General features: G+C 51.6%; 27 protein-coding genes and 1 tRNA gene. 11 read left to right on the forward strand and 17 right to left on the reverse strand.

Annotated elements, in window-relative coordinates:
* Positions 1–117: 117 nt before the first annotated feature.
* The 3 genes from SOM82_RS16530 to SOM82_RS16540 all read right to left on the reverse strand — a co-directional run bounded on the left by SOM82_RS16530 (position 118) and on the right by SOM82_RS16540 (position 3,267).
* Positions 118–801 carry an oligogalacturonate-specific porin KdgM family protein gene (locus tag SOM82_RS16530; RefSeq protein WP_154126093.1) on the reverse strand — a complete coding sequence of 228 codons (684 nt, stop codon included), beginning with the start codon at positions 799–801 and terminating at the stop codon, positions 118–120.
* A gap of 326 nt (positions 802–1,127) precedes the next feature.
* Complete coding sequence (locus tag SOM82_RS16535) at positions 1,128–2,306, reverse strand: acetyl-CoA C-acetyltransferase (RefSeq protein ID WP_154126094.1); 1,179 nt, start codon at positions 2,304–2,306, stop codon at positions 1,128–1,130.
* A gap of 94 nt (positions 2,307–2,400) precedes the next feature.
* The gene (locus tag SOM82_RS16540; protein ID WP_154126095.1) at positions 2,401–3,267 is read right to left on the reverse strand and encodes a LysR family transcriptional regulator; all 867 of its coding nucleotides are present in this window, start codon (positions 3,265–3,267) and stop codon (positions 2,401–2,403) included.
* Positions 3,268–3,374: 107 nt separating this feature from the next.
* Between SOM82_RS16540 and SOM82_RS16545 the strand changes: the two genes are divergently transcribed.
* The 4 genes from SOM82_RS16545 (at position 3,375) to SOM82_RS16560 (ending at position 9,453) form a co-directional block, all read left to right on the forward strand.
* Positions 3,375–3,833 carry a multidrug/biocide efflux PACE transporter gene (locus SOM82_RS16545; RefSeq protein ID WP_154126096.1) on the forward strand — a complete coding sequence of 153 codons (459 nt, stop codon included), beginning with the start codon at positions 3,375–3,377 and terminating at the stop codon, positions 3,831–3,833.
* A gap of 118 nt (positions 3,834–3,951) precedes the next feature.
* Complete coding sequence (locus SOM82_RS16550) at positions 3,952–5,181, forward strand: amino acid permease (RefSeq protein WP_320460525.1); 1,230 nt, start codon at positions 3,952–3,954, stop codon at positions 5,179–5,181.
* Positions 5,182–5,545: 364 nt separating this feature from the next.
* Positions 5,546–7,747, forward strand: coding sequence for an AAA family ATPase (locus tag SOM82_RS16555; protein WP_154126098.1), 2,202 nt, complete (start codon positions 5,546–5,548; stop codon positions 7,745–7,747).
* Positions 7,747–9,453: a LeoA/HP0731 family dynamin-like GTPase gene (locus tag SOM82_RS16560; protein WP_320460526.1), complete on the forward strand. Its 1,707-nt coding sequence runs from the start codon at positions 7,747–7,749 to the stop codon at positions 9,451–9,453. The genes SOM82_RS16555 and SOM82_RS16560 overlap by 1 nt, the downstream gene beginning before the upstream one ends.
* Before the next feature lie 15 nt (positions 9,454–9,468).
* Here the strand turns inward: SOM82_RS16560 and SOM82_RS16565 are convergent, their stop codons facing one another.
* Together SOM82_RS16565 and SOM82_RS16570 are read right to left on the reverse strand one after the other, a co-directional pair.
* Positions 9,469–10,035, reverse strand: coding sequence for a GNAT family N-acetyltransferase (locus tag SOM82_RS16565; RefSeq protein WP_320460527.1), 567 nt, complete (start codon positions 10,033–10,035; stop codon positions 9,469–9,471).
* Positions 10,032–10,511: an Lrp/AsnC family transcriptional regulator gene (locus tag SOM82_RS16570; protein ID WP_320460528.1), complete on the reverse strand. Its 480-nt coding sequence runs from the start codon at positions 10,509–10,511 to the stop codon at positions 10,032–10,034. The genes SOM82_RS16565 and SOM82_RS16570 overlap by 4 nt, the downstream gene beginning before the upstream one ends.
* A 115-nt stretch (positions 10,512–10,626) precedes the next feature.
* Here SOM82_RS16570 and SOM82_RS16575 point away from each other — a divergent pair, with 115 nt between their 5' ends.
* Positions 10,627–11,238 carry a LysE family translocator gene (locus tag SOM82_RS16575; RefSeq protein ID WP_320460529.1) on the forward strand — a complete coding sequence of 204 codons (612 nt, stop codon included), beginning with the start codon at positions 10,627–10,629 and terminating at the stop codon, positions 11,236–11,238.
* Between the two features lie 90 nt (positions 11,239–11,328).
* Positions 11,329–11,544 carry a hypothetical protein gene (locus tag SOM82_RS16580; protein WP_320460530.1) on the forward strand — a complete coding sequence of 72 codons (216 nt, stop codon included), beginning with the start codon at positions 11,329–11,331 and terminating at the stop codon, positions 11,542–11,544.
* A 4-nt stretch (positions 11,545–11,548) separates the two neighbouring features.
* Here SOM82_RS16580 and SOM82_RS16585 read toward each other — a convergent pair whose 3' ends face one another.
* The 3 genes from SOM82_RS16585 to actS all read right to left on the reverse strand — a co-directional run bounded on the left by SOM82_RS16585 (position 11,549) and on the right by actS (position 13,479).
* Positions 11,549–12,199 carry an Ssp6 family T6SS pore-forming effector gene (locus SOM82_RS16585; protein ID WP_320460531.1) on the reverse strand — a complete coding sequence of 217 codons (651 nt, stop codon included), beginning with the start codon at positions 12,197–12,199 and terminating at the stop codon, positions 11,549–11,551.
* 379 nt (positions 12,200–12,578) lie between these two features.
* Positions 12,579–12,652, reverse strand: a tRNA-Gly gene (locus SOM82_RS16590).
* Positions 12,653–12,732: 80 nt separating this feature from the next.
* The gene (gene actS, locus SOM82_RS16595; RefSeq protein WP_320460532.1) at positions 12,733–13,479 is read right to left on the reverse strand and encodes an amidase activator ActS; all 747 of its coding nucleotides are present in this window, start codon (positions 13,477–13,479) and stop codon (positions 12,733–12,735) included.
* A gap of 157 nt (positions 13,480–13,636) precedes the next feature.
* Here actS and idi point away from each other — a divergent pair, with 157 nt between their 5' ends.
* Positions 13,637–14,182, forward strand: coding sequence for an isopentenyl-diphosphate Delta-isomerase (idi, locus tag SOM82_RS16600; protein ID WP_320460533.1), 546 nt, complete (start codon positions 13,637–13,639; stop codon positions 14,180–14,182).
* A gap of 59 nt (positions 14,183–14,241) precedes the next feature.
* On the opposite strand, the gene lysS is transcribed toward idi, so the two are convergent.
* The 5 genes from lysS to xerD all read right to left on the reverse strand — a co-directional run bounded on the left by lysS (position 14,242) and on the right by xerD (position 20,334).
* Entirely contained in the window at positions 14,242–15,759 is a 1,518-nt protein-coding gene (gene lysS / locus SOM82_RS16605) for a lysine--tRNA ligase (protein WP_154126107.1), read from the reverse strand.
* Between the two features lie 9 nt (positions 15,760–15,768).
* Positions 15,769–16,867 (reverse strand): peptide chain release factor 2 gene (prfB, locus tag SOM82_RS16610; RefSeq protein ID WP_154126108.1). Its coding sequence is split into 2 segments (ribosomal slippage): positions 15,769–16,791 and positions 16,793–16,867, totalling 1,098 coding nucleotides; the frame shifts between segments, so codons are not numbered across the junction.
* 89 nt (positions 16,868–16,956) lie between these two features.
* Positions 16,957–18,690, reverse strand: coding sequence for a single-stranded-DNA-specific exonuclease RecJ (recJ, locus tag SOM82_RS16615; protein WP_320460534.1), 1,734 nt, complete (start codon positions 18,688–18,690; stop codon positions 16,957–16,959).
* A 5-nt stretch (positions 18,691–18,695) separates the two neighbouring features.
* On the reverse strand, positions 18,696–19,409 hold the full coding sequence (gene dsbC, locus SOM82_RS16620) for a bifunctional protein-disulfide isomerase/oxidoreductase DsbC (RefSeq protein ID WP_320460535.1): 714 nt from the start codon (positions 19,407–19,409) through the stop codon (positions 18,696–18,698).
* A gap of 28 nt (positions 19,410–19,437) precedes the next feature.
* Complete coding sequence (xerD, locus tag SOM82_RS16625; RefSeq protein WP_320460536.1) at positions 19,438–20,334, reverse strand: site-specific tyrosine recombinase XerD; 897 nt, start codon at positions 20,332–20,334, stop codon at positions 19,438–19,440.
* A gap of 100 nt (positions 20,335–20,434) precedes the next feature.
* Between xerD and fldB the strand changes: the two genes are divergently transcribed.
* Positions 20,435–20,956: a flavodoxin FldB gene (gene fldB / locus SOM82_RS16630; RefSeq protein WP_320460537.1), complete on the forward strand. Its 522-nt coding sequence runs from the start codon at positions 20,435–20,437 to the stop codon at positions 20,954–20,956.
* A gap of 4 nt (positions 20,957–20,960) precedes the next feature.
* On the opposite strand, the gene SOM82_RS16635 is transcribed toward fldB, so the two are convergent.
* Together SOM82_RS16635 and sdhE are read right to left on the reverse strand one after the other, a co-directional pair.
* A complete protein-coding gene (locus tag SOM82_RS16635) occupies positions 20,961–21,374 on the reverse strand; it encodes a protein YgfX (protein ID WP_320460538.1) in 414 nt (137 codons plus the stop codon).
* Positions 21,355–21,621, reverse strand: coding sequence for an FAD assembly factor SdhE (sdhE, locus tag SOM82_RS16640; RefSeq protein WP_095283258.1), 267 nt, complete (start codon positions 21,619–21,621; stop codon positions 21,355–21,357). Before sdhE ends, SOM82_RS16635 begins: the two co-directional genes overlap by 20 nt.
* 266 nt (positions 21,622–21,887) lie before the next feature.
* Between sdhE and ygfZ the strand changes: the two genes are divergently transcribed.
* On the forward strand, positions 21,888–22,868 hold the full coding sequence (gene ygfZ, locus SOM82_RS16645; protein ID WP_320460539.1) for a tRNA-modifying protein YgfZ: 981 nt from the start codon (positions 21,888–21,890) through the stop codon (positions 22,866–22,868).
* Positions 22,869–23,000: 132 nt separating this feature from the next.
* Here the strand turns inward: ygfZ and trhA are convergent, their stop codons facing one another.
* Both trhA and yqfB read right to left on the reverse strand, forming a co-directional pair.
* The gene (trhA, locus tag SOM82_RS16650; protein ID WP_154126113.1) at positions 23,001–23,660 is read right to left on the reverse strand and encodes a PAQR family membrane homeostasis protein TrhA; all 660 of its coding nucleotides are present in this window, start codon (positions 23,658–23,660) and stop codon (positions 23,001–23,003) included.
* Between the two features lie 164 nt (positions 23,661–23,824).
* On the reverse strand, positions 23,825–24,136 hold the full coding sequence (yqfB, locus tag SOM82_RS16655) for a N(4)-acetylcytidine aminohydrolase (RefSeq protein WP_320460540.1): 312 nt from the start codon (positions 24,134–24,136) through the stop codon (positions 23,825–23,827).
* A 52-nt stretch (positions 24,137–24,188) separates the two neighbouring features.
* On the opposite strand from yqfB, the gene SOM82_RS16660 reads away from it, so the two are divergent.
* Together SOM82_RS16660 and bglA are read left to right on the forward strand one after the other, a co-directional pair.
* Positions 24,189–24,920, forward strand: a complete 732-nt coding sequence (locus SOM82_RS16660) for a MurR/RpiR family transcriptional regulator (protein ID WP_154126501.1) — start codon at positions 24,189–24,191, stop codon at positions 24,918–24,920.
* Positions 24,921–25,035: 115 nt separating this feature from the next.
* Complete coding sequence (bglA, locus tag SOM82_RS16665) at positions 25,036–26,469, forward strand: 6-phospho-beta-glucosidase BglA (protein ID WP_320460541.1); 1,434 nt, start codon at positions 25,036–25,038, stop codon at positions 26,467–26,469.
* Positions 26,470–26,571: the final 102 nt, after the last annotated feature.

A 26,571-nucleotide genomic window follows, 5' to 3' on the forward strand; every position in this document is an offset into this window, starting at 1 on the left:
GCCTTGCCCTCCTCCTGGGGGGCTTTTTTTTGGCCGTGGTTTTGCAAATGACCGGCAAATAGCGGATATAAAAAAGCCGGCTCATAAAGAGCCGGCTTTTTTTTGCAGAAACGGTTATTAGAACGAGTAGGCTACACCTAAACGGAAACGGGTCTGGCGCTCATCGGTTTCTTTCACGCCGACGTTACCCACTTCAACATACGGTGCCCAGTTTTTATCCCATTTGTATGCCAGCTTCGCATTATATTCGTTGGAATAGTCTTTGTTGTTATTACGAATCATACCTTCTGAACTCTTCGCATAAACATAGTTCAGCTCGGTACGGAAATCGCCCATCACCCAACCCACCCACGCATCACCACGGTTTACTTTATCGTCGTCTTTATTTGAGCTTGACGGGTAGCGGGTATATTCATAACGGTAACGCGCTGCAACGTAGAATCCACTGTCGAAGCTATATTGCAAATGTAAATTTGGCTTATAGATGGTACGGCTGTCGTTACTTTCAATCGTAAATGCCGGCGTCAATGCAATATTGTCATTTGCTTTCCAGCGCCAGCTGATCTGGTCTTCATGGCCGTTACCCACAACGTCAGCAAAAGGCTGGTCAGCTTTGTCGCCGCCTGATTTCCATTTTGCTTCAACGGAAAAACCTAAGCCATTTGCGAAGCGATGCGAGACAGAAACGCGGTCGGCGTTTGAGCCGCTATCAATATATTCGTGACGTAAATCAACGGTGACAGCCTGAGCAGCGAAAGACGCACCAACGAGAGACGCAAGGACCAGAGATTTCTTTAACATGAAAAAACCCTCAATTAAAATAACGTTTCGTTTTTATGGAATTGCATTTTATTTTTTAAATAACGACATTTTAGTGATCGAGATCGTAATTATTTGTTTCATTTTTTTTGGCAAGGATCGACGTGACAGGCATCAACAAACGCAGGGGTTTAAGGGTAAATTTCATGTTTAAGATCACATAACGATCGCAGGCAGGAATAATGTGAAGCATCAGGAAATAACAGGAGGCATTAGAATGTACTGATAAGCGTAAAAATATAATTCTCTTCGCCCATAAAAAAACCTCCGGTTAAGGAGGCTTCTCGGGAAAACGTTTTTGCTGCTGTCTATCTTTCGATCGCTAATGCCACTCCCTGCCCGCCGCCAATACACAATGTCGCCAGACCTTTTCGTGCATTACGTTTCGTCATTTCGTGAACCAGAGAGACTAAAATACGACAGCCGGATGCGCCAATCGGATGGCCAAGCGCAATCGCACCCCCGTTCACATTCACCCGACGGGGATCCCACTCCAGCATTTTTCCTACCGACAGCGCCTGAGCTGCAAACGCTTCGTTAACCTCAATCAGATCGACATCCTCAAGCTGCCAGCCGGCACGCTCCAGACAGCGGCGCGTGGCATACACCGGTGCGATCCCCATTAACGCCGGATCGACGCCCACGCTGGCAAACGCTTTGATACGTGCCAGCACCGGTAAATTAAGCTCTTCAGCTTTACTTTCGCTCATCATCATCACGGCAGCCGCGCCGTCATTAATAGAGGAGGCATTACCCGCTGTCACCGAGCCCAGCGTTTCGAAAGCGGGATTGAGTTTCGCCAGCCCTTCAGCGCTGGCATCCGTGCGCGGTTGCTCATCGGTATCCACGATCAACAGTTCGCCGTTTTGACGCTGTGTATTCACCGGCACAATCTCATCGCGAAAACGCCCGGAATCGATCGCCGCGCGCGCCTTTTGTTGAGAGCTCAGCGCATAGTCATCCTGCAGCTCACGGCTGATACCGTACTCGCGCGCCAGATTCTCTGCCGTCACGCCCATGTGATAATCATTGAACGCGTCCCAAAGTCCGTCGTGTACCAGGCTGTCAATCAGCTGGCTGTTGCCAAGCTGCGCGCCTGTGCGACTGTCGGTCAGAACATGCGGCGCGCGGCTCATATTTTCCTGGCCGCCGGCAATAATCACATCCGCTTCACCGCACTGAATCGCCTGTGTCGCCAGATGGAGAGCCTTTAGCCCCGAGCCGCATACGTCGTTAATGGTGATCGCCGAAACCGTGTTTGGCAGTCCGCCTTTCAGCGCTGCCTGACGCGCAGGGTTTTGCCCGGCGCCCGCGGTAAGCACCTGACCCAGGATCACTTCATCTATTTCGTGCGTGGCAATTCCGCTGCGCTCTACCAGCGCCTTAACGACCACGCTGCCCAGTTCAACCGCGGAATGGCGTGCCAGCGCGCCCTGGAAACAGCCGATAGCTGTACGCAATGCCCCCACGATAACGACGTCTTTCATCTGTACCTCTGCGCAAATTGACACCGCAGATAGTAGATGCATTGTTATCAACTATTAACGTAATTGTTTAAAAAAAGTGAGTTTAGTCACATGATTAGCGGGCGTCCTGAAGATATTGTCGCAGCCAGCTTCCGGCCACGCCTGGCGGGCTGCGTTTATTCCATAACAGATCAATGGCAATGGAGCGCGGCCAGCCGGGAACATTAAGCTGAACCAGCGCTTTGGCTGCGGCAAACTCGTCCACCAGCGCGCAGGGTAACGCGCACCAGCCAAAACCCTGTACTGCCATGCTGAGCAGCAAAAGGTAGTTCGGTGCCGACCACATCGGCCCGCGCGCCAGCGCCGTTTCCCGTTCCAGATAGGTACTCAGACGCAGCTCGCGCCAGCCGTGCAACTCATCCACTTCAACCCTTCCCTGCGCAGCCAGAGGATGGGTTGTGGCGACATAGATCGCCATCTGGGTTTGCATGGCAAGTCTGATAACGCCGATCCCGGTGGGATAGACTTCGCGTGCTTCCGTCAGGCCAATCTGCGCGCGCTCTTTTTGCAGCAGGTCGATGACGTCCTCTTCCTCACCAATCAGGCATTCAAACTCGGTGTGCGGGAAGCGCTTATCGAACTGGATCATCATATCTTCCAGTACGTCCGGGTTGAGCGTGTCCGAAAGCACAAACGTCAGCCGCGCTTCCGTTTGCGCGGTCAGGGAAACCGCCAGTTCATCGAGGCGCGCACTGGCGGCCAGAATGGACTGCACATAGCCCAGCACCTGTTCTCCCTGCTCGGTCAGCACCGGCTGACGGGCGGAGCGATCAAAAAGCGCGAATCCTAAATCTGCCTCCAGATTTGCAATGGCAGTACTGACCGTTGACTGGCTTTTACGCAGGCGTCGGGCCGCGGCAGAAAAGGAGCCGGTCGCAACCGTTTCAACGAATGCGGTCAGGGCTTCGGGAGAATAGCGCATGGTGAAGTATCTACTTTATAGATGGTAACTATCTTTTATATATCATCTTTAGCGATGAAAATAGTCCGCATCAACGCCCATTCCGGCGTATTACAGAGGTTCAGACTATGCAACACGACATCCAACAACGAAAACTGCCGGAGCGTATTTTCCACGCGGTATGCTTCGAGGGAATTGCGACCGCCATTCTTGCTCCAACCGCCGCCTGGCTCATGCAGCGCTCGGTGATGGAAATGGGCGGACTGACCATCATTCTGGCCACGACGGCGATGGTCTGGAACATTATTTACAACTTTGGCTTTGATCGCTTCTGGCCAGTTCATCGCGTGACACGTACCGCAAAGGTGCGGGCGTTACATGCGCTGGGCTTTGAGTGCGGCTTTATTGTGATCGGGGTTTCAATCGTTTCGGCGGTGCTTGGAGTGACGTTACTTCAGGCTTTTACCCTTGAGATTGGCTTCTTCTTGTTCTTCCTGCCGTACACCATGTTCTATAACTGGGCTTACGACACATTGCGCGAAAAAATCATCAAACGACGCCAGCAACGACGCGCCCTGGCCAACTAATCCCGCCTGGCCGGAAGCGCTTTCCGGCCCCTTCCCGCAACGTCCTCTGCGCCTTCAGCGCATAATTATGGTAAATTACGCTCCTTTTTGTTGATTTTATAGTTGATACGTTGTTCTAATGTCGAAAATTTGGTCAAAAGAAGAGACTCTGTGGAGTTTCGCCCTGTACGGCACCGCCGTGGGCGCAGGAACCCTGTTCTTGCCCATACAACTCGGCTCTGCGGGTGCCATTGTTCTGCTTATTACTGCCCTTGTGGCTTATCCGTTAACCTACTGGCCGCACAAAGCGCTGGCCCAGTTTATCCTGTCGTCAAAGGCGAAAGGCAGCGAAGGGATCACCAGCGCAGTCACTCACTACTACGGCAAAAAGATCGGCAATCTGATCACCACGCTCTACTTCGTCGCCTTTTTCGTGGTGGTGCTGATTTACGCGGTAGCGATCACTAACTCGATTACCGAACAGCTCGCCAGGCATCTGAACGTCGATACTACCGTGCGCGTTCTGGTGAGTCTGGGAGTGGTGATGGTGCTGAACCTGATCTTCTTAACCGGCCGCCATATCACCATCAAGGTGATGGGTTTTCTGGTATTCCCGCTCATTGCTTATTTCCTGTTCGTCTCGCTGTATCTGACCGCAAGCTGGCAGCCGTCGTTACTCACCAGCCAGATGGCGTTTGATCGGCACACGCTGCACCAGGTATGGATTTCTATTCCGGTGATGGTTTTCGCTTTTAGCCATACGCCTATCATCTCTACTTTTGCCGTCGACAGACGTGAAAAGTACGGTGATGAGGCCATGGGTAAATGCAAAAAAATCATGAAAGTCGCGTACCTGATTATTTGTCTGAGCGTTCTGTTCTTTGTGTTCAGCTGCCTGCTGTCGATTCCGCCGTCGTATATCGTGGCGGCAAAAGAAGAAGGGGTAACGATCCTCTCTGCGCTCTCCATGATGCCGTCTTCTCCATCCTGGCTGGGCGTTTCGGGCATTATTGTGGCGATTATCGCCATGTCGAAATCGTTCCTCGGCACCTATTTTGGCGTAATTGAAGGGGCGACGGAGATCGTCAAATCGTCGCTGAATCAGGTGGGAATCAAGAAAAGTCGCGCCTTTAACCGCGCATTGTCGATTATGGCCGTGTCGTTGATCACCTTCGTGGTGTGCTGCATCAACCCAAATGCCATTTCGATGATTTACGCGATCAGCGGGCCGCTCATCGCGATGATTCTGTTTATTATGCCAACGCTCTCAACGTATCTGATTCCGGCGCTGAAACCGTATCGCTCGGTCGGCAATCTGCTGACGCTGATTGTCGGCATAATGTGTGTATCGGTGATGTTTGTCGGCTAGTGACGCACTTCGCACCGGGCTCTCCCGGTGCGCTTACATCCTCTTCCCGCATCGTTTAAAGCCCGTCACTTTCAGTATTATTCAGGAACGCGGTTCTCCTCGAGAATAAAGAATAAATATTCTGTGAACAACTATCATACCTTGTAGTTTTTTATGGAAACTAAAAATTACATCCATCTGAAATTATTAAATAAAATTAATCTAAAAAAAGAATCACATCATTAAAGAAAAGCTTATATTTGCCGTTTATTTAAAGGCAATTCTCGTATTTATACTGACAAAATTTGTCAGTCCCGTTTTTCACAATACGGCACACACATCGTTGAGGCATCTGGTCCGCGGATGTCATTTCAAGGGAAGTAATATGTCAGTTGAAGCTGTGACTCCTGGCGGGGTCTACCAAAAAATATCACTGGAAGTTGATCGCATTCTGCAAAATCTTACCCAGACCACAACCGATCCTTCCCTGCAGCAAGCCAATGAAAATGCGCGCCAGCAGCTGGACGCCTTTCGTCAAAAATTGAACGAGAATATCGAAAGTCTGCAAAAAAATGCCGAGTGGAATACGTTTACGATTGCGTTCTATGGCGAAACGAACGCAGGAAAATCAACCATTATCGAAACCCTGCGTATTTTGCTGAATGAACAGAGCAAGCGCTCGCGCCAGCAGGCATTCAAAGAATTTCAGCAACAGCATCAGCTCACTGAAAGTGACATCGAAACATTGCAGCACGCTCTCAGTGAAAACGAAAAACGCGCCCACGAGCTGGCTCAGGCGATTGAGGCAATCAACCTGGAGTATGTCGAGCGCGAGAATGCTTTTCAGAGCCAGATTGACGCCCTTAGCGCGCTCATTGCCGCGCAACGTCAACAGTTTTCACTGTGGCGTAAATTCATTCATCTGTGGGTGAAAACCGCCGAACAAAAAGAGAAAGAGAGCCAGCAGATACTGAAGCAGGCGCTGGAACACGAAAAATCAGCAGCGCTGAAATCGCTTCAGACGCAAAAAGCAGAGTGCGATTCACACGCCGCTTCGCTCCGCCAGTTACAGACCGTACAGAAGAGCAAACTGGAAGAGCTGTCACTGCTGGCGGATGGTGAAATTATCGGCACCGGCGTCTCTGACTTCACAATGGACACCACGCTTTATCCCTTCGAGGCTGACGCCCAACGCTTTGCCTTGCTGGACGTGCCGGGAATCGAAGGAAAAGAGAGTAAAGTCCTGACGCAAATACAGCATGCCGTCGAGAAGGCTCACGCCGTTTTCTATGTCACCAGTAAGCCAACGGCTCCGCAAAAAGGGGATGATAAAACGCCTGGTACGCTGGAGAAAATCAAAGCCCATTTGAATGCGCAGACCGAAGTCTGGACGCTATTTAATAAACGTATTACCAACCCGCTGCAGTTAAACCGCCCGGCTTTAATCAGCGATGACGAACAACTCAGCCTCGACGATCTGAATAAAAAAATGAGCGAGCAGCTGGGGGATAATTATCGCGATACCTGGTCAGTCAGCGCGATGCCTGCGTTTTTAAGCGTGGCTGAACATCTGGTTCCCGGTTCAGAAAACGCTAAAAAACGCGGCAAGTTATTAGAAAAGTTAGATCCTGAAGAGATTCTGGAAAAAACAGGTCTGAAAGGATTCTTATCCCTGTTGACCAAACAGCTGGTAGCTGACAGCAAAGCCAAGATCACCCGCTCAAACTTTAATAAAGCCCGTACCACCGTCGATGATGTGACTTCCGAGCTGACCTGCCTGCAAAAAGAGAGCTACGGCAAACTGGCAAAACAACTGCATCACGACACGATCAACGCTCATCAGCTGCTGGATATTGCGCTGGCATCTTTAAAGACCCGTCTGATTAATCAGGGTGAGGACGCCGTTGATGCTTTCCGTAGCCGCGCCAGAAAACAGATCTATCGCGAAATCGAAGACGATATCAGTAACGATCGCTTTAAGGATGAGCTGGAGAGCACGATCAAACAGCAACACGCGGAGCTGGAAAAAAACCTCCCGGATATTTTCAAAAATGAACTCGATAAGTTCAAAGATGAAATCGAAGATATCGTGCAGCGTTTCCAGAAATATGCTCAGGAAATTCTGGCAACTTACTCGAAGTTGCAGAAAAATAAATTCGATAATCAGTTCGAACTGAAAATTGATATTGATAATGGCCTGAAAGTCACCAGCTTACTGGCGACCCTCGCTGGCGGTGCCTTACTGTTCTGGAACCCGGCCGGATGGCTGATTCTGGCTCCGGCATTAGCTGGCATGGTTTTCGCGGTCTACAAAGCCGTGCGCAGCTTCTTCAGTTCTTCTTATAAAATCTCGCAGCAGAAACAGTCTGCCGATGACAACCTCAACAAGATTGCCAGAAATATGAAATCAGCAATCGAAGAGGGCATCGACAAGGTGTTCCCTGAGCTGGAACAAAAAGTCGTACAGCTGAAAGCGATGTTGGAAGAACCAACCCGCCAGGCCTCTCAGATCAATAAGATCCTGATTAACGCTACAAAAAATTTACGCCATCTTTCACTCAGCCTTGAGGCTTCAGGAGATAAATAATGGAAAAGACTCTGGATATTTTTAAATCGCAACAAGCGAAAAATCTCGAAATCCTGAACAACCTGAACGCGTTTTTACAGCAGGGTGAAGCATTTGGCATTCAGATGGACCCGCATTTGCTGCACAAATTGCAGATGGCAAAAGAGAATGCATCCAATGGGAAACTGCATATCGCCCTGATTGGTGGCTTCTCGGAAGGTAAAACCTCCATTGCCGCGGCCTGGATGGAGAAACTGGATAAGGCGAGCATGAATATCAGCCACCAGGAATCGTCTAATGAGGTCAAAGTGTATGATGTGGGGTCTGATTTTGTCCTGATTGACACCCCAGGGCTGTTCGGTTTTAAAGAGCAGTTCGACGAAGGGACGCAGTCGATGGAAAAATACAAAGACATGACGAAGAAATACGTCAGCGAAGCGCATCTTGTCTTGTATGTCATGAACTCCACCAATCCGATTAAAGAGAGCCATAAACAGGATCTGGAATGGCTATTCCGCACCCTCAATTTGCTGGATCGCACGGTGTTCGTCCTTAGCCGCTTTGATGAAGTAGCCGACGTCGAAGACGAAGACGATTACCAGTCCAATGCCCGCGTGAAGTGCCAGAATGTCGCGTCACGCCTGCAGGATCTGATCGCCCTCACCCCGCAAGAGCGCGATGCGTTAAGCATTGTTGCGGTCGCCGCTAACCCATTTGATATGGGGACCGACTACTGGCTCGAAAACCCCGACAAGTTCCGTGCGCTGTCGCACATCGGTACTCTGCAAAACGCGACCAGTGAAAAAATTGCGCTGAGTGGCGGTATTCAGGCCCTGAGCGAAGAGACGAAAAAAAGCGTTATCCGTGACATTCTTACGCGCAAACTTCCGGTGGCCGTTGAGAAGGACGAGCGCATCAAAGAAGAGGTGGCGGAACTGGCCGTCATCCACCAGCGTATGCGCAAAGAAATGACCGCGATGCAGGCCAACATGAGCGACACCCGCACAGCGTTGCGCTCCTTTGTCACCGAATACTTCTCCGAACTGATCCTTCAGGCTGAAGGACTGAGCATGGAAACTTACCTGCCGTTTTTCGAACGCGAGGTGGGCGACAATGGCATCATCATATCGACTCGTCTGCAAAATGAGTTCGATCGCCGGTTACAGTCCGTGTCTCAGGCTCTGGAGAAGATGCAGATTGGCTACAATGCTGAAATTAGCCATTACAATGGCACCCTGACCGCGATGGGCAAACAGGGCCTGGACTATGTGGTGAAAAGCAAAGTGATCAACAACACTACCGTCATCGCCGCTCGCGATGGCGTGGTGTCATTGGCGAAAATGGTCGGACTGGATCTGGGTAAGTTGCTGAAATTCAAACCCTGGGGTGCGGTTAATTTAGCTAAAGGGCTGAACGGCGCGCTCTCCGTTGTCGGGCTGGCACTGGAAGCCTGGGATTCGCTGGAGCAGGCGAAACGTGAGAAACAATTTGCTGAAAACATTCAGAAAATGGTGGCTAACTTCCGCACCCAGCGTGAAGAGTTGCTAGGTGTACTGAACGCGCCCGACTACGTCGAGCGATTCTTCTCCGGGTACGTCTTAATGAACGACGAGCTTGAAGGGCTGGAGCAGACGCTGCGCCACAGCAAGGAGCGCCAGATGCAGTTTGCGAAATGGCGTGAACAGGCAGAAGCAATTGATGCCGAATTCACGCGCGTGAACGCCTGATAACTGACAAGCCTGCTACTGCGCGCTTCCGGGTGCAGTAGCCAGCTTTGTGACATAGTGCGCCACCGACAGCCGATAAAGCACATGCCCGGCCAGCCTATGGTCAGGCGGCAGAGCGGGATGCATAAACGTCGTGTCTTTGGTCATCCCCAGCCGCTTCATCAGATTTTCAGAAGGCGTATTCAGTACCGACGTAAATGATACAACCTCCTGCAGGGCCAGCTCTTCAAATGCATAGCGCAACGCGGCTTCAGCCGCTTCCTTCGCCATGCCCTGCTGCCAGAATTTTTTTGCCAGACGCCAGCCAATTTCGGTGCACGGCGAGAAATCAAATCGGTCCGGCTGCGGATGCAAACCCACGCTGCCGACAAACTCACCGCTCTTTTTCGATTCTACGGCCCAAAAGCCCCAGCCACGTTCGGCAATCCCCTCGCTAAAGCGAGTGGCAAGATTGTCGCTCTCATCCCGTGTGAGGAGGGCCGGAAAATAGCGCATCACCTCCCCGTCGCCATTCAAAGCCGCAAAAGGTGCAAAATCCTCTGGCTTCCACTGCCGAAGGATAAGTCGTGAGGTTTCAATCATAGCGTTTGCCCCTGCTTCAGGCTCTCAAGTGGGAATGGCCTGTCCTGCACCACGGTTTTCATCACCAGCGTTGAACGCAGGTGTTGCACACCCGGCATCGCAGATAGCTTCTCATCATACAGTTTCTGAAAAGCGGAGAGGTCGCGGGTGACCACATGCATCAGATAATCAGGATCGCCAAACAGACGCTGCGCCAGGACAATTTGCGGAATCTCCTCGACGGCTATTTCAAAAGCACTCACGGCCTTTTTGTCGCCCTCCTTGAGAGTGGCAAAGACAATCGCCACAAAATTAAATCCCATTTTCGCGGGGTCGAGACTGGCGCGGTATCCGGTTATTGCTCCGCTCTGTTCCAGCGCGCGCACCCGCCGATGGCAGGGAGACAGGCTCAAATTAACGCGCTCCGCCAGTTCAGTCAGCGACAGGCGTCCATCCAACTGCAACTCAGCAAGTATTTTTCGATCTATGCTATCCATCTGGAAGATTCTCCCCGTTAAGACCTTTTTTCAGCATAACATTGAAAGCCCATTTCGCTTCGACATCGGTATTCTTTCTCTCCCTGAAGTTGAACCATCGAAGGATTATCAGAAAATGGAAATGAGCTTTGTCGTGGGATTCTGGGTAGTCTCTTTCCTGCTTATTATGACCCCCGGTGCCGACTGGGCTTACGCCATCAGCGCCGGGATCAACGGTCGCCGCGTACTCCCGGCGGTGCTGGGGCTGATGTCAGGACATTTACTGGCAACGGTAATTGTGGTCGCCGGAGTCGGGGTGCTGATCGCCGGACACCCGCTGGCGCTGTCGCTACTGACAATGCTGGGAGCTGTTTATCTGCTGTGGTTAGGAATCGCTATTTTACGCCATCCCGCAACGGTGAATGCCGCGCAGCAGCAGGCGGGAGGCTGGAATCAGTGGGCGTTAAAGGGGTTGTGCATCAGTGGTCTAAACCCAAAAGTGTTTCTTCTCTTTCTGGCACTGCTGCCGCAATTTACCGATCCCAGAGGAAACTGGTCGGTGACCGTGCAGATGTCGGCCCTTGCACTGCTGCACTTAATCACCTGTACGGCGATCTATCTGCTGGTCGGCTACGGTTCGAGAGCGTTATTAGCCACGCGCCCGCAGGCTGCGCGGTGGGTCAGTATAAGCTCCGGAGCCATCATGGTTCTGATATCCGGCATCCTGATTTATGGGCAACTACGATAATGGTTTAGTTATATCCGCGCGTTTACTCGCTATTGTCGATTAAGTACACTTGCGGAGAAATTAACCAGATGATTGATAAGGAAATCACGAATGAAAAAACTGCTTACCTTCCTAATTTGGACAGGGATCATAGTCTCAGCATTCTTCGCTATAACGTCAGCAATCTCTAACGTGATCCTGATGTTCAGCGCGTTCCCCGAATCTATTGGGGATAAATACGCTTATATGTTCATGTTAGGGCGCTGGACGTTCACTATCGTCATGGGGTTGATTTTCTGGCTACTGTATCGGAAAACAAAAAAATGAGCGCTCACAAGCCTTTGAAAAAATACTCTGCCGCCTGATTAAAGAGCACGGGATTCTCCTCCGAAAGTTTAGTTGCTTTCTCAAAAGGCTTAACCCGATCTTGAATGGCAAAATAGAGTAGATCCAGATCACCGAGATCTTTCAGCTTACGGTATACGCCGTAATTGGTCGTTTTAAGGAATCTTGAAGCATGGATAGCTCTGGATGCACCACCGCCAATCATTAACAACGTGCTGATAGACATGCTAAAGGCGATTGATACGGTGATACGTGAAGAAATCAGCTTGCCGATTTTTAATCCGGTAAGCTCGCCAAAGGTATAGCTCCCCAGTGTTGAGGCGATCGTGTTCTCTGCCACTTCCTTTGCAATATCAGCCATGTTGACGTGCTTCATAAAATCATCAATGAACACGTTTACCGCTCTTGCAACTAAGTTGATGTGCTTCTTTGAAGTTGCACGCTCGACTAACTCCGCAAGCCTCATGTTATCGTCCATGTTTTGCCGCCTGTCATCGGTATGGATGAAATCATAAGCGAGGAAATACAGGTTAACCGGGAAGTGAACAAAGCCCTTAACGTATGCAACCAACATTCCTTCATCTTGTAGATCCAGTGCGGAGAGCATCTCCCTTGCCAGGTCCTTTGCGCTTTCCATCCTCTAAAGTCCTTATTAGTTTTGTGTGAAATGCAACTATAACGACTACTTTACACACAGCCTACGATCTAACTCCATGATTTCAGGCAACAGAAGCCATAAAGCCCGTTAGTGGTAAGGAGACAAGCGGAGCGACGCGACTTCATCAAATTGTCAGAAGATTCACACCTCATAAGGGTGCTCGTGTACCGCCAAGAGTGTGAGCGAAGTGCTGGCAGAGGCCGCCAACGCTGACGTATACCGTCATCTCATCATGTCACTTAGCGCAACCGTCACTAAGGGCGGATCACAACGGTAGAACTCAGAGGAGATCAAAATAGATAATTATTTAAGTTGCTTGAAGAGGAGGCTTTTGTGACTTTTACGCAAGGGGGGAAACTGGAGCGGGCGAAGGGAATCGAACCCTCGTATAGAGCTTGGGAAGCTCTCGTTCTACCATTGAACTACGCCCGCTTTGAGGTGCGTAAGGCATTATAGACCTTACGCTTCTTCAAACAAGCCTCCCGATGGTTAACCGGTGAATAATTAACCGTTTAACACTTCGGTTTACTGCCCTGTGCTGGCAGATATCGCTGCGGATCGATAGCCGTCGCACGATAGCGGATTTGGAAATGCAGGGCGACAGAGCTGGCTCCTGTGCTCCCCATCGTCGCGATCTTCTGCCCCGCCTTAACGTTCTGCCCGTTGTTCACCAACAGAGAGTCATTGTGAGCATAAGCGGTGATGTAATCCTCACCATGCTTGATCATGATTAAATTACCGTAGCCACGAAGCTGGTCGCCGACGTAAACCACTTTTCCCGCGCCCGAGGCATAAACTGGCGAACCTCGCGTACCCGCGATATCAATACCTTTATTGCCCCCCTCTGCCGTCGAGTAAGGTACCACCACTTTTCCGCTGGCAGGCCATACCCAGCAACGCTGCCCAACCGGTGGCCATGACGATTTTGGCACCGCGTATGAAGGCGTGACCGCAGCAGTTTTACCGCTCTTTGAGGATGATTTTTTTGTCGCAGAAGAACTGCTGTTGACCCTGAGCTTCTGGCCCACTTCGATGGTGTAGGGTGGAGAGATGCTGTTAAGACGCGCCAGATCCTTAACGCTGGTCCCCGTCGCACGAGAAATACGATACAGGGTATCACCGCGCTTAACGGTATAGACCGAACCGGAATAGCTACCCGTATCCGATGATTTGCTCCCTGAACAGCCCGCGAGCAGCAGTGCCAGCGTCAGGCAGAAAATAGCAATAAGGGGATTTATCTTCAGGCTTCCTGCAAACAAAACAGATCCTCGGTCAGCGTAAATGGCGTCCTATGATAGCAGCCTGAATTCTGTTGCCAATCTTTGCCGCAAATACTCTTTTCAGCTCAGGGAGACAATCCGTCTGCCTGAGAGTGCGATATAATCGCCTTCCCGCTGTTCGGGTAGTGGAGCAGGAATGAACAAACAAGAACATGTCCTTTTGGTCAACGACCTGGGAGAGGTGATTGGCACCCAGGAGAAATATGCCGCGCACACCTCAAACACTTCGCTGCATCTGGCCTTCTCTTCGTGGCTGTTTAATTCACAGGGCGAATGCCTCGTTACGCGTCGCGCCCTGAGTAAAAAAGCCTGGCCCGGTGTCTGGACGAACTCCGTCTGTGGGCATCCCCAACTCAATGAAAGCACCGAACACGCCATTGTCCGACGCTGCCGATATGAAATTGGTGTCGAGATTGCCGACATCACGCCGATCGCCACGGATTTTCGCTACCGTGAAATCGATCCTTCCGGGATCGTTGAAAATGAAATTTGCCCGGTTTACGCCGCAAAGATAATCAGCCCGCTGATGATTAATCCTGATGAAGTGATGCAGTATCAGTGGGTTCAGCTGGATCCATTATTACGCGCCCTTAAAGCAACGCCCTGGGCGTTTAGTCCGTGGATGGTTTCAGAAGCCGCCAGCGCGCATGAAAAGCTCAGGCTCTTTGCGAGTGGCGAGTGAATAACAGAAATAAAAAAGCCCCGGCGTATACACCGGGGCTTTTTTTATTTCTCAACGACTTATTTTACCGGACGCATCGCCGGGAACAGGATCACGTCGCGGATGGTGTGGCTGTTAGTGAACAGCATCACCATGCGGTCGATACCAATCCCCAGGCCCGCCGTTGGCGGTAAGCCATGCTCCAGGGCAGTGACGTAGTCTTCGTCGAAGAACATAGCTTCGTCGTCGCCTGCTGCTTTCGCATCAACCTGATCCTGGAAACGCTGCGCCTGATCCTGCGCATCGTTCAGCTCGCTAAAGCCGTTACCGATTTCACGGCCGCCGATGAAGAACTCAAAGCGATCGGTGATTTCCGGATTCTCATCATTACGACGAGCCAGCGGAGAAACTTCTGCCGGATATTCGGTGATGAAGGTTGGCTGAATCAGGTGCGCTTCGGCCACTTCTTCGAAGATCTCGGTCACGATACGGCCCAGACCCCAGCTTTTCTCAACTTTGATCCCGATGCTTTCAGCAATCGCTTTAGCGGAATCGAAGTTATCCAGATCGGCCATTTCGGTTTCCGGACGGTATTTCTTGATCGCTTCGCGCATGGTCAGTTTGACGAACGGCTTACCAAAGTCGAAGACTTCATCGCCGTAAGGCACTTCGGTGGTACCGAGAATATCTTGCGCCAGGGTACGGAACAGCGACTCGGTCAGCTCAATCAGATCTTTGTAATCCGCGTACGCCATGTAGAGTTCCATCATGGTGAACTCTGGGTTATGGCGAACGGAGATGCCTTCGTTACGGAAGTTACGGTTAATCTCGAACACGCGTTCGAAGCCGCCAACCACCAGACGCTTCAGGTACAGTTCCGGCGCGATACGCAGGTACATGTCCAGATCCAGAGCGTTATGATGGGTGATGAACGGACGCGCAGACGCACCGCCAGGAATCACCTGCATCATCGGGGTTTCCACTTCCATAAAATCACGGCCAACCATGAACTGACGGATACCCGCCATAATCTGGGAACGGATTTTGAAGGTTTTGCGCGATTCATCGTTAGAGATGAGATCCAGGTAGCGCTGACGATAGCGCGCTTCCTGATCCTGCAGACCGTGGAATTTATCCGGCAGCGGACGCAGTGCTTTAGTCAGCAAACGCAGTTCGGTGCAGTGAATCGACAGTTCGCCCGTCTTCGTCTTGAACAGCTTGCCTTTCGCGCCGAGGATATCGCCCAGATCCCACTTCTTGAACTGCTCGTTATAAATACCTTCTGGCAGATCGTCACGGGAAACGTACAGCTGAATACGGCCACCGACGTCCTGCAAAGTCACGAAAGACGCTTTACCCATGATACGACGGGTCATCATGCGGCCTGCAACGGACACTTCTACGTTCAGCGCTTCCAGCTCTTCGTTTTCTTTCGCGTCGAAGTCAGCGTGCAGCTGGTCTGAGGTATGATCGCGACGAAAATCGTTCGGGAATGGGATACCCTGCTCACGCAGTGCAGCCAGCTTCTCGCGACGGGTTTTCAGTTCGTTATTAAGATCGACTACCGCGTCAGTGCCCTGTGCTTGTTGTTCAGACATGTTGGTTCCTCATAACCCTGCTTTCAAACTTGCTTCGATAAATTGGTCCAGGCTGCCGTCCAGCACCGCCTGCGTGTTACGGGTTTCAACCCCGGTACGCAGATCTTTGATACGGGAGTCATCGAGGACGTAAGAACGAATCTGGCTGCCCCAGCCGATGTCAGATTTGTTATCTTCCATCACCTGTTTCTCAGCATTTTTCTTCTGCATCTCCAGCTCATAAAGCTTCGCTTTCATCTGCTTCATGGCCTGGTCTTTGTTCTTATGCTGCGAACGGTCGTTCTGACACTGTGTCACCAGACCGGTCGGAATATGCGTGATACGCACCGCGGATTCCGTACGGTTAACGTGCTGACCACCCGCACCAGATGCGCGGTATACGTCGATACGCAGATCGGCCGGGTTGATTTCGATGTCGATATCATCTTCCACTTCCGGATAGACAAACGCGGAGCTGAAAGAGGTATGACGACGGCCACCGGAATCGAACGGGCTTTTGCGCACCAGGCGGTGAACGCCGGTTTCGGTACGCAGCCAGCCGTAAGCGTAATCACCGATGATCTTGATGGTCACGGATTTGATACCCGCCACTTCGCCTTCAGACTCTTCGATAATTTCTGTTTTAAAGCCGCGCGCTTCAGCCCAGCGCAGATACATGCGCGTAAGCATGCTCGCCCAGTCCTGAGCTTCTGTACCGCCAGAACCGGCCTGAATATCGAGATAGCAATCGGCGCTGTCGTATTCGCCGGAGAACATGCGGCGGAATTCGAGCTGTGCCAGCTTTTCCTCAAGCACGTCGAGTTCGGCGATAGCTTCGTTGAAGGTTTCTTCGTCGTCGGCTTCGACGGCTAACTCCAGCAGACCGGAAACGTCTTCCAGCCCCTGAGACATTTGATCCAACGTTTCGACGATGGCTTCGAGTGAGGAACGCTCTTTACCCAGCGCCTGTGCGCGTTCAGGTTCGTTCCAGACGTCCGGCTGTTCCAGCTCGGCGTTTACTTCTTCCAGACGCTCTTTCTTGGCATCGTAGTCAAAGATACCCCCTAAGAACGTCGGAGCGCTCCGTGAGGTCTTGAATGCGGTTTTTTACCGGATTAATTTCAAACATGGTCGTTTTCTTTATTGGACTAGTCAAAATGCGGTGATAAGAGCGGGATTGTACCGAATCCACGCTCTTTTTTATAGGAAATAGTGACGCTAAATTGGCCAGATATGATCGATGATGATTTGCAAACTGCGATTACCACGAAACTCGTTAATATCCAGTTTGTAGGCCAGTTCGACTTCGCGCACGCCGTTATCTGGCCAGACCGAGGTGTCGACGTTAAAAGCAATCCCATCCAGCAGCGGACCGCCGCCCACCGGCTCGACCATTACCTTAAGATGACGCTCGCCCACCAGACGCTGTTGCAGCAGGCGGAAACGCCCGTCGAACAGCGGCTCCGGGAACATTTGCCCCCACGGACCGGCGTCGCGCAGCAGTTGCGCAACCTCCATCGTCATCTCAGATGCAGAAAGTGGCCCATCGGAGATCACTTCGCCCTGAAGCAGCGACGGGTCAATCCAGTCGGTTACCAGTTCGCTAAAGCGCTGCTGAAATTCGTCGAATTTCGCCTCTTCCAGCGATAAACCGGCCGCCATGGCATGGCCACCAAACTTGATCATCAGCCCCGGGTATAGCGTGTCCAGACGCTCCAGCGCGTCTCGCATGTGCAGTCCCTGAATGGAACGGCCAGAACCTTTTAGCGTTCCGTCACCCGCCGGAGCAAAGGCAATCACCGGGCGATGAAAACGCTCTTTGATGCGCGATGCCAGAATTCCAACGACGCCCTGATGCCACTCCGGATGATACATCGCCAGCCCACCGGGCAGCGTGTCGCTACTACGTTCAAGCTTTTCGCACAGGATCAGCGCTTCTGCCTGCATTCCCTGCTCAATCTCTTTGCGCGTCTGATTCAGCGCATCCAGTTCATTAGCCAGGACGCGCGCTTCACCAATGTTATCGCACAACAAGAGCGCCACACCCACGGACATATCGTCCAGCCGTCCGGCGGCATTCAGACGCGGTCCAAGAGCAAAACCTAAATCGCTTGCCGCCAGCTTAAGCGGATCGCGATTGGAAATTTCCAGCAGCGCTTTAATTCCGGGACGGCATTTTCCCGCCCGAATACGTCCCAGTCCCTGCCAGGTCAAAATACGGTTATTGGTGTCGAGAGGGACCACATCTGCCACCGTTCCCAGCGCCACCAGATCGAGATATTCAGCCAGATTTGGCACGGCAATACCGCGCGTTTCAAACCAGCCTTTATCACGCAGAAGTGCGCGCAACGCCAGCATCAGATAAAATGCCACCCCGACCCCCGCGAGCGATTTCGACGGGAAGTCGCAATCGCGCAGATTCGGGTTGATGATGGCTTCAGCGGCAGGCAGCGTGTCGCCGGGTAAGTGGTGATCCGTCACCAGCACCGGGATCCCGAGCTGGTGCGCACGCTCTACTCCGGCATGCGAAGAGATCCCGTTATCGACGGTCAAGATCATCTGCGCGCCACGGGCGTGAGCCTGATCGACCACTTCCGGGCTGAGTCCGTATCCATCTTCAAAGCGGTTCGGCACCAGATAGGTGACGTTATCGCAGCCGAGCGCACGCAGGCTGAGCACACTCAGCGCGGTGCTGGTGGCGCCATCGGCATCAAAATCACCTACCACGACAATCCGCGTGCCTTCGAGGAAGGCGCTATAGAGGAGCTCCGTGGCTTTTTCGACGCCGCTGAGCTGCTGCCACGGCAACATACCTTTGACGCTGCGCTCAAGCTCGATGGCTGTATGAACGCCGCGCCCGACATATAACCGGCGCAAAAGTGGCGTCAGATCGTCAGGTAAATCAACGCTGTCGTCGACCTCACGGCGGCGCAATTGTGTTTTTGATTTCACGCGAATTATTTACCGCCAAATTGTTTTTGGTGCGCGTCGAGAAACTCTTTCATCTCTTTTGGCCCCTGATAACCCGGAACAACATAGCCACTGTTCAGCACAATAGCGGGGGTTCCGGTCACACCAAACTGCACACCTAACGCATAATGATTGGCGATATCAATATCACAGGATGCAGGTTTTACCCCCTTGCCGTTCATCGCGTCATCAAAGGCTTTATTGCGGTCTTTGGCACACCAGATGGCTTTCATGTCCTGTTCAGGCTGGCTCTGTACGCCAGCGCGCGGGAACGCCAGGTAACGCACGGTGATCCCCAGCGCGTTGTAGTCTTTCATCTCTTCATGCAGCTTGTGGCAGTAGCCACAGGTGATATCCGTGAAAACGGTAATAACGTGTTTTTCCTGCGCCGCTTTGTAGACGATCATCTCTTTTTCCAGCGCATTAAGATTTTTCATCAGCAACTGGTTGGTCACGTTAACCGGCTGGGCGCCGCTCACGTCGTACATCGGTCCCTGAATGATATGTTTACCGTCTTCGGTCACATACAGAACGCCGCTGTTAGTCAGCACCGTTTTCATGCCCGCGATCGGTGCAGACTGGATATCACTGCTCGATACGCCCAGCTTGGCCAGTGACTGTTTGATTGCTGCATCGTCAGCATGAGCAAAGCCGGCAAACGACGCGGCCAGCAGAGAGAACAGCGCTAAAGATTTTTTCATTTTCGATCCTATAACAATTGGTCGGCACTCACGCTCGTGGGTGGTGCTGTTGGTGTAGCTGCCGCAGTCGTTCCGTGGCTACATGAGTGTAGATTTGCGTCGTCGAGAGATCGCTATGCCCAAGCAGCATCTGCACCACGCGCAAATCGGCGCCATGATTGAGCAAATGTGTCGCAAAAGCGTGACGCAGAACGTGCGGCGAAAGTTTTTCACTGTCGATACCCGCCAGTGTGGCGTAATGCTTAATGCGATGCCAGAAGGTTTGACGCGTCATTTGCTGGGCGCGCTGGCTCGGGAACAGAACGTCAATAGAGACCCCATTCAACAACCACGGCCGCCCGTGTTCAAGATAGGACTCGACCCAGTACACCGCCTCTTCGCCCAGCGGCACAAGACGTTCTTTATTGCCTTTACCAATCACGCGTACCACGCCCTGACGCAGGCTGATGTCACTCATCGTCAAACCGACAAGTTCCGAAACGCGCAGCCCGGTGGCATATAACACTTCAAGCATGGCTTTATCGCGTAACTCCAGCGGCAGGTCAACCGCTGGCGTCTGTAATAACCGCTCAACCTGCGTTTCGCTGAGATCTTTAGGTAAACGCTGTGGAAGCTTAGGCGACGCCAGCAGCGCGCTGGGATCGTCACTGCGAAGCTTTTCCCGATAAAGATGCTGAAAAAGCCGTCGCATCGCGCTCAGCAGTCGCGCGGAGCTGGTCGCTTTGTAGCCGCCATCCATCCGCTCTGCTAACAGGGCTTGCAGATCGTCGCTCTGCGCCTGCTCAAGCGTAAGACCGCGATGCGCAAGCCATTCCACCAGCATTGTCAGATCCCGGCGATAAGCGCTAAGCGTATTTTCCGCCAGGTTTTTCTCCAGCCAGAGCGCATCGAGAAACTGTTCGATGAGTGCGAGATCCTTTTCCACGTCTGCTCCTGTGTTTCTGCAATCGGCCATTATGACGTAATGGTACAGGTTTCTGGTACACTACGCGCAACGTCATAGCAAGTATTGAGAAGTTTACGCGATGAATATAGGTCTGTTTTATGGTTCCAGCACCTGCTACACCGAGATGGCCGCGGAGAAAATTCGTGACATCATCGGCCCTGAACTGGTCACACTGCACAATCTTAAAGACGATGCCCCCACAGAGATGGAACAGTATGACGTTCTGATTCTTGGCATCCCGACCTGGGATTTTGGCGAGTTACAGGAAGACTGGGAAGCCATCTGGGATCAGCTCGATTCGCTCAATCTTGAAGGCAAAATCATTGCGCTCTATGGCATGGGCGATCAGCTTGGCTATGGCGAGTGGTTCCTCGATGCACTCGGTATGTTGCATGATAAGCTCGCACCGAAAGGGGTCACCTTTATCGGTTACTGGCCAACCGAAGGCTATGAGTTTACCAGTCAAAAACCGATCATTGCCGATGGCCAACTGTTTGTCGGACTGGCCCTCGATGAGACCAATCAATACGATCTCAGCGAAGAGCGGTTGCAGAACTGGTGCGAGCAAATTCTTGGCGAAATGGCGGAAAAATTTGGTTAATCCGCTACCGTCCCGGCGTCGGTTGCTGCAAGATCATCCGACGCAAATCCCGCCATTCACTGGCATCCATACTGTCCGCGGACAACCACAGATGCTGGCAGCGCCCACCGTTTTCTTTGCGCAAACGAAACATCATCCCGGAATTTAACATCCAGGGTGTGCCGACGATTTCCCACTCTTTGCCTTGCCAGCGCAGACGAGAATCCATCATCAGTTTAATTTCACCCTGACGGGCGTTAATGCGCCGTTGGCTGCGAACGCTGTCGAACACCACTAATGACAGCAAAAGCATCCATAACGGGGTATAGCTGAGTGGCCACGGCATCAACAAAATGAAAGCCGCAACCATTCCGTGGAGCAATAAAGACATCCACTGTGAGCGCCACGAGACGCGCAGATCAGATTGCCACAGGACCACGTTCCCGATTCCGTGTTTGAATTAATTGCACCATCCGTTGCAACTCGGTGTCGGCGGGTTTGCCGTGATTCATCAGCCAGTTGAATAAATCAGGATCGTCACTCTCAAGCAGGCGAATAAACAGACGCTTATCGTCATCGCTCAAGCTGTCGTACTCATACTCGAAGAATGGCATGACGGAAATATCAAGTTCACGCATGCCGCGACGGCACGCCCAGTGGATTCGGGCCTTGTTGTTAATGTCCATGTCGATTTCCTGCTTTACGTTTCTTCTACCTCTAAGAGGGACGATTTCTAGTGTAACGTGTTTTTTGCTGTTTAATTACTGGAATATCACGGACTGGAAGCATGCTTCAAGAAAAAACCACAACAAGTCAGGGGATTACTCTGTTATGCGTGGCGCTGCGCAGATTGGTAATAAGGCACAATTGGGCTGCTGAAAGCGCTTGCAATGACTACAGTCTCTTTTACCATTAGGCATTATCGAAGCGTTAAGCAATTCAGGACATAAACATGGCTTTTACTCCATTTCCTCCTCGCCAGCCCGTCGCCTCAACGCGTCTGCCGCTGACGCTGATTTCTCTGGATGACTGGGCGCTGGCGACGCTCACCGGAGCCGATAGCGAAAAGTATCTGCAAGGCCAGGTCACGGCTGATGTCGGGCAGATGAACGAACACCAGCATCTGCTGGCCGCGCACTGCGATCCGAAGGGCAAGATGTGGAGCAATCTGCGTCTGTTCCGTCGTGAGGGTGGCTTCGCTTTAATTGAGCGTCGTAGCCTGCGCGATGCGCAGTTGGCTGAACTGAAAAAGTACGCGGTTTTCTCAAAAGTCACCATCTCTGCGGATGATGAACATGTGCTGCTGGGTGTGGCCGGTTTTCAGGCTCGCGCTGCGTTAAAAAATCTGTTCAGCGAACTGCCGGATGCCGATAAACAGCTAATCAATGATGGCGTCACGTCAATCTTGTGGTTTGAACATCCTGCGGAACACTTTTTGTTGGTCACCGATGTCGCTACCGCGGAACGCATCACTGAAGCGCTTCGCGGCGAAGCGCAGCTCAACAACAGCCAGCAGTGGTTAGCGCTGAACATCGAAGCCGGGTTACCGGTCATTGATGCGGTTAATAGTGCGCAGTTTATTCCACAGGCGACCAATCTGCAGGCACTCGGCGGCATCAGCTTTAAAAAAGGGTGTTATACCGGTCAGGAGATGGTGGCGCGGGCGAAATTCCGTGGCGCGAATAAACGTGCGCTCTGGTATCTGGCGGGTCATGCCAGCCGGGTACCGGAAGCCGGTGAAGATCTGGAGCTGAAAATGGGTGACAACTGGCGTCGCACCGGCACGGTACTGGCTGCCGTTCAGCTCGACGATGGTCGTCTGTTGGTACAGGTTGTGATGAATAATGACATGGAAGCGAACAGCGTATTCCGCGTACGCGACGATGCCAGCACGTTGAGCATTGAGCCGCTGCCGTATTCGTTAGAAGAGTAATCTTATTAGCGTTGTGAATCGCCGGGTGGCGAATGGCAAAAGCAAAACGGTAACCCAAAGGTTACCGTTTTTAGTTTTTGCGCCCTCTCCCTATGAGAGTGGTTTGGGGTGAGAGCATCAGGCCGCTCGCTATCAAACCTGCCCAACGTACAAATAGATCGCCAGGAAGTGGCACACGCTGCCGCCCAGTACAAAGCCGTGCCAGATAGCATGGTTGTAGGGAATGCGATTGCAAACGTAAAAAATCACGCCAAGCGTGTAGACGATCCCGCCCAGCGCCAGCAGCGTTACGCCCCCCGCAGAGAGCTTGATAGCCAGTTGATAAATCACAATCAGCGACAGCCAGCCCATCGTCAGGTACGTCACCAGCGACAGCACTTCAAAGCGATGAGCAAAAATAAGCTTAAACAAGATACCTATCAGCGCCAGGCTCCAGATCACAATCATCAGGCCACGCGCCAGCGGAGAGTTTAATCCCACCAGTAAAAACGGTGTATAGGTGCCAGCGATCAAAACATAGATAGCGCAGTGATCGAACTTCTTGAGCCATTGCTTCGCCCGCTGATGCGGAATGGCGTGATAGAGGGTTGAGGCGAGAAAGAGCAGAATCATGCTCCCGCCGTACAAGCTGTAGCTGGTGATAGCCATTGCGTTAGCGTTAGTGTCTATGGCCTGAACCAGCAGTAGAACCAACCCGACAATGCCAAAAACCAGGCCAATACCATGGCTGATGCTATTGGCTATTTCCTCAGCCAATGAATATCCCTGTTCAATGAGTGGCTTGCTACCCATAGGAAACTCCGGAAGAAGATAAGATCATAATGTATCGCTTAACTATGCTAACTGAGAATGATTCCAGTGAACACATGTTAGCTAAAATTAATTTCAATTCCGGATTAATCCCTATAAATCATAAATTTGAAATAAATTTTCACCTAACACATGTTAGTTTTAAATTATATGCATTTGAAATCAATCACATAAAACTGCGTCTGATCGGGGTAGATCTCGCTAATCACCTGTTTGAGTTCGGACAGCGTCATGTTCTCCTGCTGGGCGTGTTTCTCTGCCAGAGTGTCCAGCGTGACGGTTGAGGTACCGAGCACTTCAATCGTGCAGAAATAGCCATCATCCTCAAAACGGCCAACGCGCAAAATGTCACCTGCCCTGAAATGCGATTCGGCTTCATCACGGATGGTGATGGTTTTACGCCCTGCCAGAATGTCGTCCTGAAAACGCTGAAAAAAAGTGATGTCGTTAGGCTGCATGTTATTATTCCCTGTAGATGAAGTCTGATGAGTGAGTTTAGCCACTGTGAGCATGTTCTCCCATTCCGCCATTGCCAGTCTCAACAATCTGGAAATGATGGTCTACAACTATGTCGTTAAAAACCGAGACAAAGTGACGTACATGACCATTCGCGAGCTGGCAGACGCAGCAGGCGTTTCCACGACCACGGTGCTGCGCTTCTGCCGCAAGCTCAACTGCGATGGCTATTCGGAGTTTCGCGTCCGGTTTAAATTGTACTTAGAACAAAATGAACCGCAGCAGGCAAATTTTGGTGCCAGTGAAATTATTAGTTTTTTCCGAAGCGTTAACAACGAAGAATTTGACCTTTTATTAGCGCAGGCGGTTGATATTATATTATCATCCGAACGTATTATATTTGTCGGCGCGGGGACCTCAGGTTCTCTGGCGAAATATGGCGCGCGTTTCTTTTCTAATATTGGTAAATTTAGCAACCATATTGATGACCCTTATTTTCCCGTCACCAATGACATGGCAAAAAATGCGCTGGCGATTGTACTTTCGGTCTCCGGCGAAACCGAAGAGATCCTGCGGTTCGCCAGTCAGTTCAGCCTGCATCACTGCAAAGTGCTGTCCATCACCAGCCACGAGCACTCGCGTCTGGCTAAGCTTGCCGATTTTAATCTCTCATGGCATGTGCCACAAACACGTATCGGCGGCGTGTACGATATTACCACGCAGATCCCGGTTATTTATATTCTCGAATCATTAGGCCGTAAACTGGCGAAGAAACTGGCAGAATAAAACAACCTGTTTTTTCGATGTAACAAATCACATTAAGCGTGAATTGTTATATCGTGACATTTAATTCCTCTTTGCTAGACTCGATTACAAATGTAATAAGACGAGATTAGCAAACATGAAAAAACTGACTTTACCAAATGATTTTTTATGGGGCGGCGCGGTTGCGGCGCACCAGGTCGAAGGCGGCTGGAACAAAGGCGGTAAAGGGCCGAGCATTTGTGACGTACTGACGGGCGGCGCACACGGCGTACCGCGCGAAATCACGCAGGAAGTGGTACCGGGCAAGTACTATCCAAACCACGAAGCTATCGACTTCCACGGCCACTATAAAGAAGACATCAAGCTGTTTGCGGAGATGGGCTTCAAATGTTTCCGTACCTCTATCGCCTGGACGCGAATCTTCCCGAAAGGCGACGAAACGCAGCCGAACGAAGAAGGGCTGCAGTTCTACGACGATATGTTCGACGAACTGCTGAAATATAACATTGAACCCGTGATTACCCTTTCTCACTTCGAGATGCCGCTGCACCTGGTACAGGAATACGGCGGCTGGACCAATCGTCACGTTGTCGATTTCTTTGTGCGTTTTGCCGAAGTGGTCTTTGAGCGCTACAAAAGCAAGGTCAAATACTGGATGACCTTCAACGAAATTAACAACCAGCGTAACTGGCGTGCGCCACTGTTTGGTTATTGCTGCTCCGGCGTGGTCTATACCGAACACGAAAACCCGGAAGAGACCATGTACCAGGTTCTCCATCACCAGTTCGTTGCCAGCGCTCTGGCGGTGAAAGCCGCGCGCCGCATTAACCCGGAAATGAAAGTCGGCTGCATGCTGGCGATGGTGGCGCTTTATCCGTTCTCCTGTAAACCGGAAGACGTGATGTTTGCTCAGGAATCTATGCGTGAGCGCTATGTCTTTACCGACGTACAGCTGCGCGGTTATTACCCGTCCTATGTGCTGAACGAGTGGGAGCGCCGTGGGTTTACCATTCAGATGGAAACGGGCGACGAGCAAATCCTGCGCGAAGGTACCTGTGATTATTTAGGGTTCAGCTACTACATGACCAACGCTGTTAAAGCTGAAGGCGGCACCGGCGACGCGATTTCTGGCTTCGAAGGCAGCGTACCGAACCCTCACGTTAAAGCCTCCGACTGGGGCTGGCAGATTGATCCGGTGGGGCTGCGCTTTGCCCTGTGCGAGCTGTATGAGCGCTATCAAAAGCCGCTGTTTATTGTCGAAAATGGCTTTGGCGCGTATGACAAAGTCGAAGAAGACGGCAGTATCAACGATGACTACCGCATCGACTACCTGCGTGCCCATGTGGAAGAGATGATTAAGGCAGTCACTTACGACGGCGTGGATCTGATGGGTTACACTCCGTGGGGCTGCATTGACTGCGTGTCATTCACTACCGGTCAGTACAGCAAGCGCTACGGCTTTATCTATGTGAACAAGCACGACGACGGTACAGGCGACATGTCCCGCTCCCGTAAGAAGAGCTTTAACTGGTACAAAGAAGTGATCGCCAGCAACGGCGAAAATCTCTGAGGAATAGTTCCCCTCACCCTAACCCTCTCCCCATAGGGGAGAGGGAACTGTCTTGTTTTTCCCTTGTAAGTCACCGTCTGGTTTCTCCCTCTCCCCTCGGGG

The sequence above is a fragment of the Lelliottia sp. CFBP8978 genome (genome assembly GCF_034046055.2).
In the GTDB taxonomy this organism is placed as follows: domain Bacteria; phylum Pseudomonadota; class Gammaproteobacteria; order Enterobacterales; family Enterobacteriaceae; genus Enterobacter.

Excerpts from the sequence above, each read along its gene's own strand:
- SOM82_RS16530 (WP_154126093.1), bottom strand. The coding sequence starts at position 801 with ATGTTAAAGAAATCTCTGGTCCTTGCGTCTCTCGTTGGTGCGTCTTTC.
- SOM82_RS16535 (WP_154126094.1), bottom strand. The coding sequence starts at position 2,306 with ATGAAAGACGTCGTTATCGTGGGGGCATTGCGTACAGCTATCGGCTGT.
- SOM82_RS16540 (WP_154126095.1), bottom strand. The coding sequence starts at position 3,267 with ATGCGCTATTCTCCCGAAGCCCTGACCGCATTCGTTGAAACGGTTGCG.
- SOM82_RS16545 (WP_154126096.1), top strand. The coding sequence starts at position 3,375 with ATGCAACACGACATCCAACAACGAAAACTGCCGGAGCGTATTTTCCAC.
- SOM82_RS16550 (WP_320460525.1), top strand. The coding sequence starts at position 3,952 with ATGTCGAAAATTTGGTCAAAAGAAGAGACTCTGTGGAGTTTCGCCCTG.
- SOM82_RS16555 (WP_154126098.1), top strand. The coding sequence starts at position 5,546 with ATGTCAGTTGAAGCTGTGACTCCTGGCGGGGTCTACCAAAAAATATCA.
- SOM82_RS16560 (WP_320460526.1), top strand. The coding sequence starts at position 7,747 with ATGGAAAAGACTCTGGATATTTTTAAATCGCAACAAGCGAAAAATCTC.
- SOM82_RS16565 (WP_320460527.1), bottom strand. The coding sequence starts at position 10,035 with ATGATTGAAACCTCACGACTTATCCTTCGGCAGTGGAAGCCAGAGGAT.
- SOM82_RS16570 (WP_320460528.1), bottom strand. The coding sequence starts at position 10,511 with ATGGATAGCATAGATCGAAAAATACTTGCTGAGTTGCAGTTGGATGGA.
- SOM82_RS16575 (WP_320460529.1), top strand. The coding sequence starts at position 10,627 with ATGGAAATGAGCTTTGTCGTGGGATTCTGGGTAGTCTCTTTCCTGCTT.
- SOM82_RS16580 (WP_320460530.1), top strand. The coding sequence starts at position 11,329 with ATGAAAAAACTGCTTACCTTCCTAATTTGGACAGGGATCATAGTCTCA.
- SOM82_RS16585 (WP_320460531.1), bottom strand. The coding sequence starts at position 12,199 with ATGGAAAGCGCAAAGGACCTGGCAAGGGAGATGCTCTCCGCACTGGAT.
- idi (WP_320460533.1), top strand. The coding sequence starts at position 13,637 with ATGAACAAACAAGAACATGTCCTTTTGGTCAACGACCTGGGAGAGGTG.
- lysS (WP_154126107.1), bottom strand. The coding sequence starts at position 15,759 with ATGTCTGAACAACAAGCACAGGGCACTGACGCGGTAGTCGATCTTAAT.
- dsbC (WP_320460535.1), bottom strand. The coding sequence starts at position 19,409 with ATGAAAAAATCTTTAGCGCTGTTCTCTCTGCTGGCCGCGTCGTTTGCC.
- fldB (WP_320460537.1), top strand. The coding sequence starts at position 20,435 with ATGAATATAGGTCTGTTTTATGGTTCCAGCACCTGCTACACCGAGATG.
- sdhE (WP_095283258.1), bottom strand. The coding sequence starts at position 21,621 with ATGGACATTAACAACAAGGCCCGAATCCACTGGGCGTGCCGTCGCGGC.
- ygfZ (WP_320460539.1), top strand. The coding sequence starts at position 21,888 with ATGGCTTTTACTCCATTTCCTCCTCGCCAGCCCGTCGCCTCAACGCGT.
- trhA (WP_154126113.1), bottom strand. The coding sequence starts at position 23,660 with ATGGGTAGCAAGCCACTCATTGAACAGGGATATTCATTGGCTGAGGAA.
- yqfB (WP_320460540.1), bottom strand. The coding sequence starts at position 24,136 with ATGCAGCCTAACGACATCACTTTTTTTCAGCGTTTTCAGGACGACATT.
- SOM82_RS16660 (WP_154126501.1), top strand. The coding sequence starts at position 24,189 with ATGTTCTCCCATTCCGCCATTGCCAGTCTCAACAATCTGGAAATGATG.
- bglA (WP_320460541.1), top strand. The coding sequence starts at position 25,036 with ATGAAAAAACTGACTTTACCAAATGATTTTTTATGGGGCGGCGCGGTT.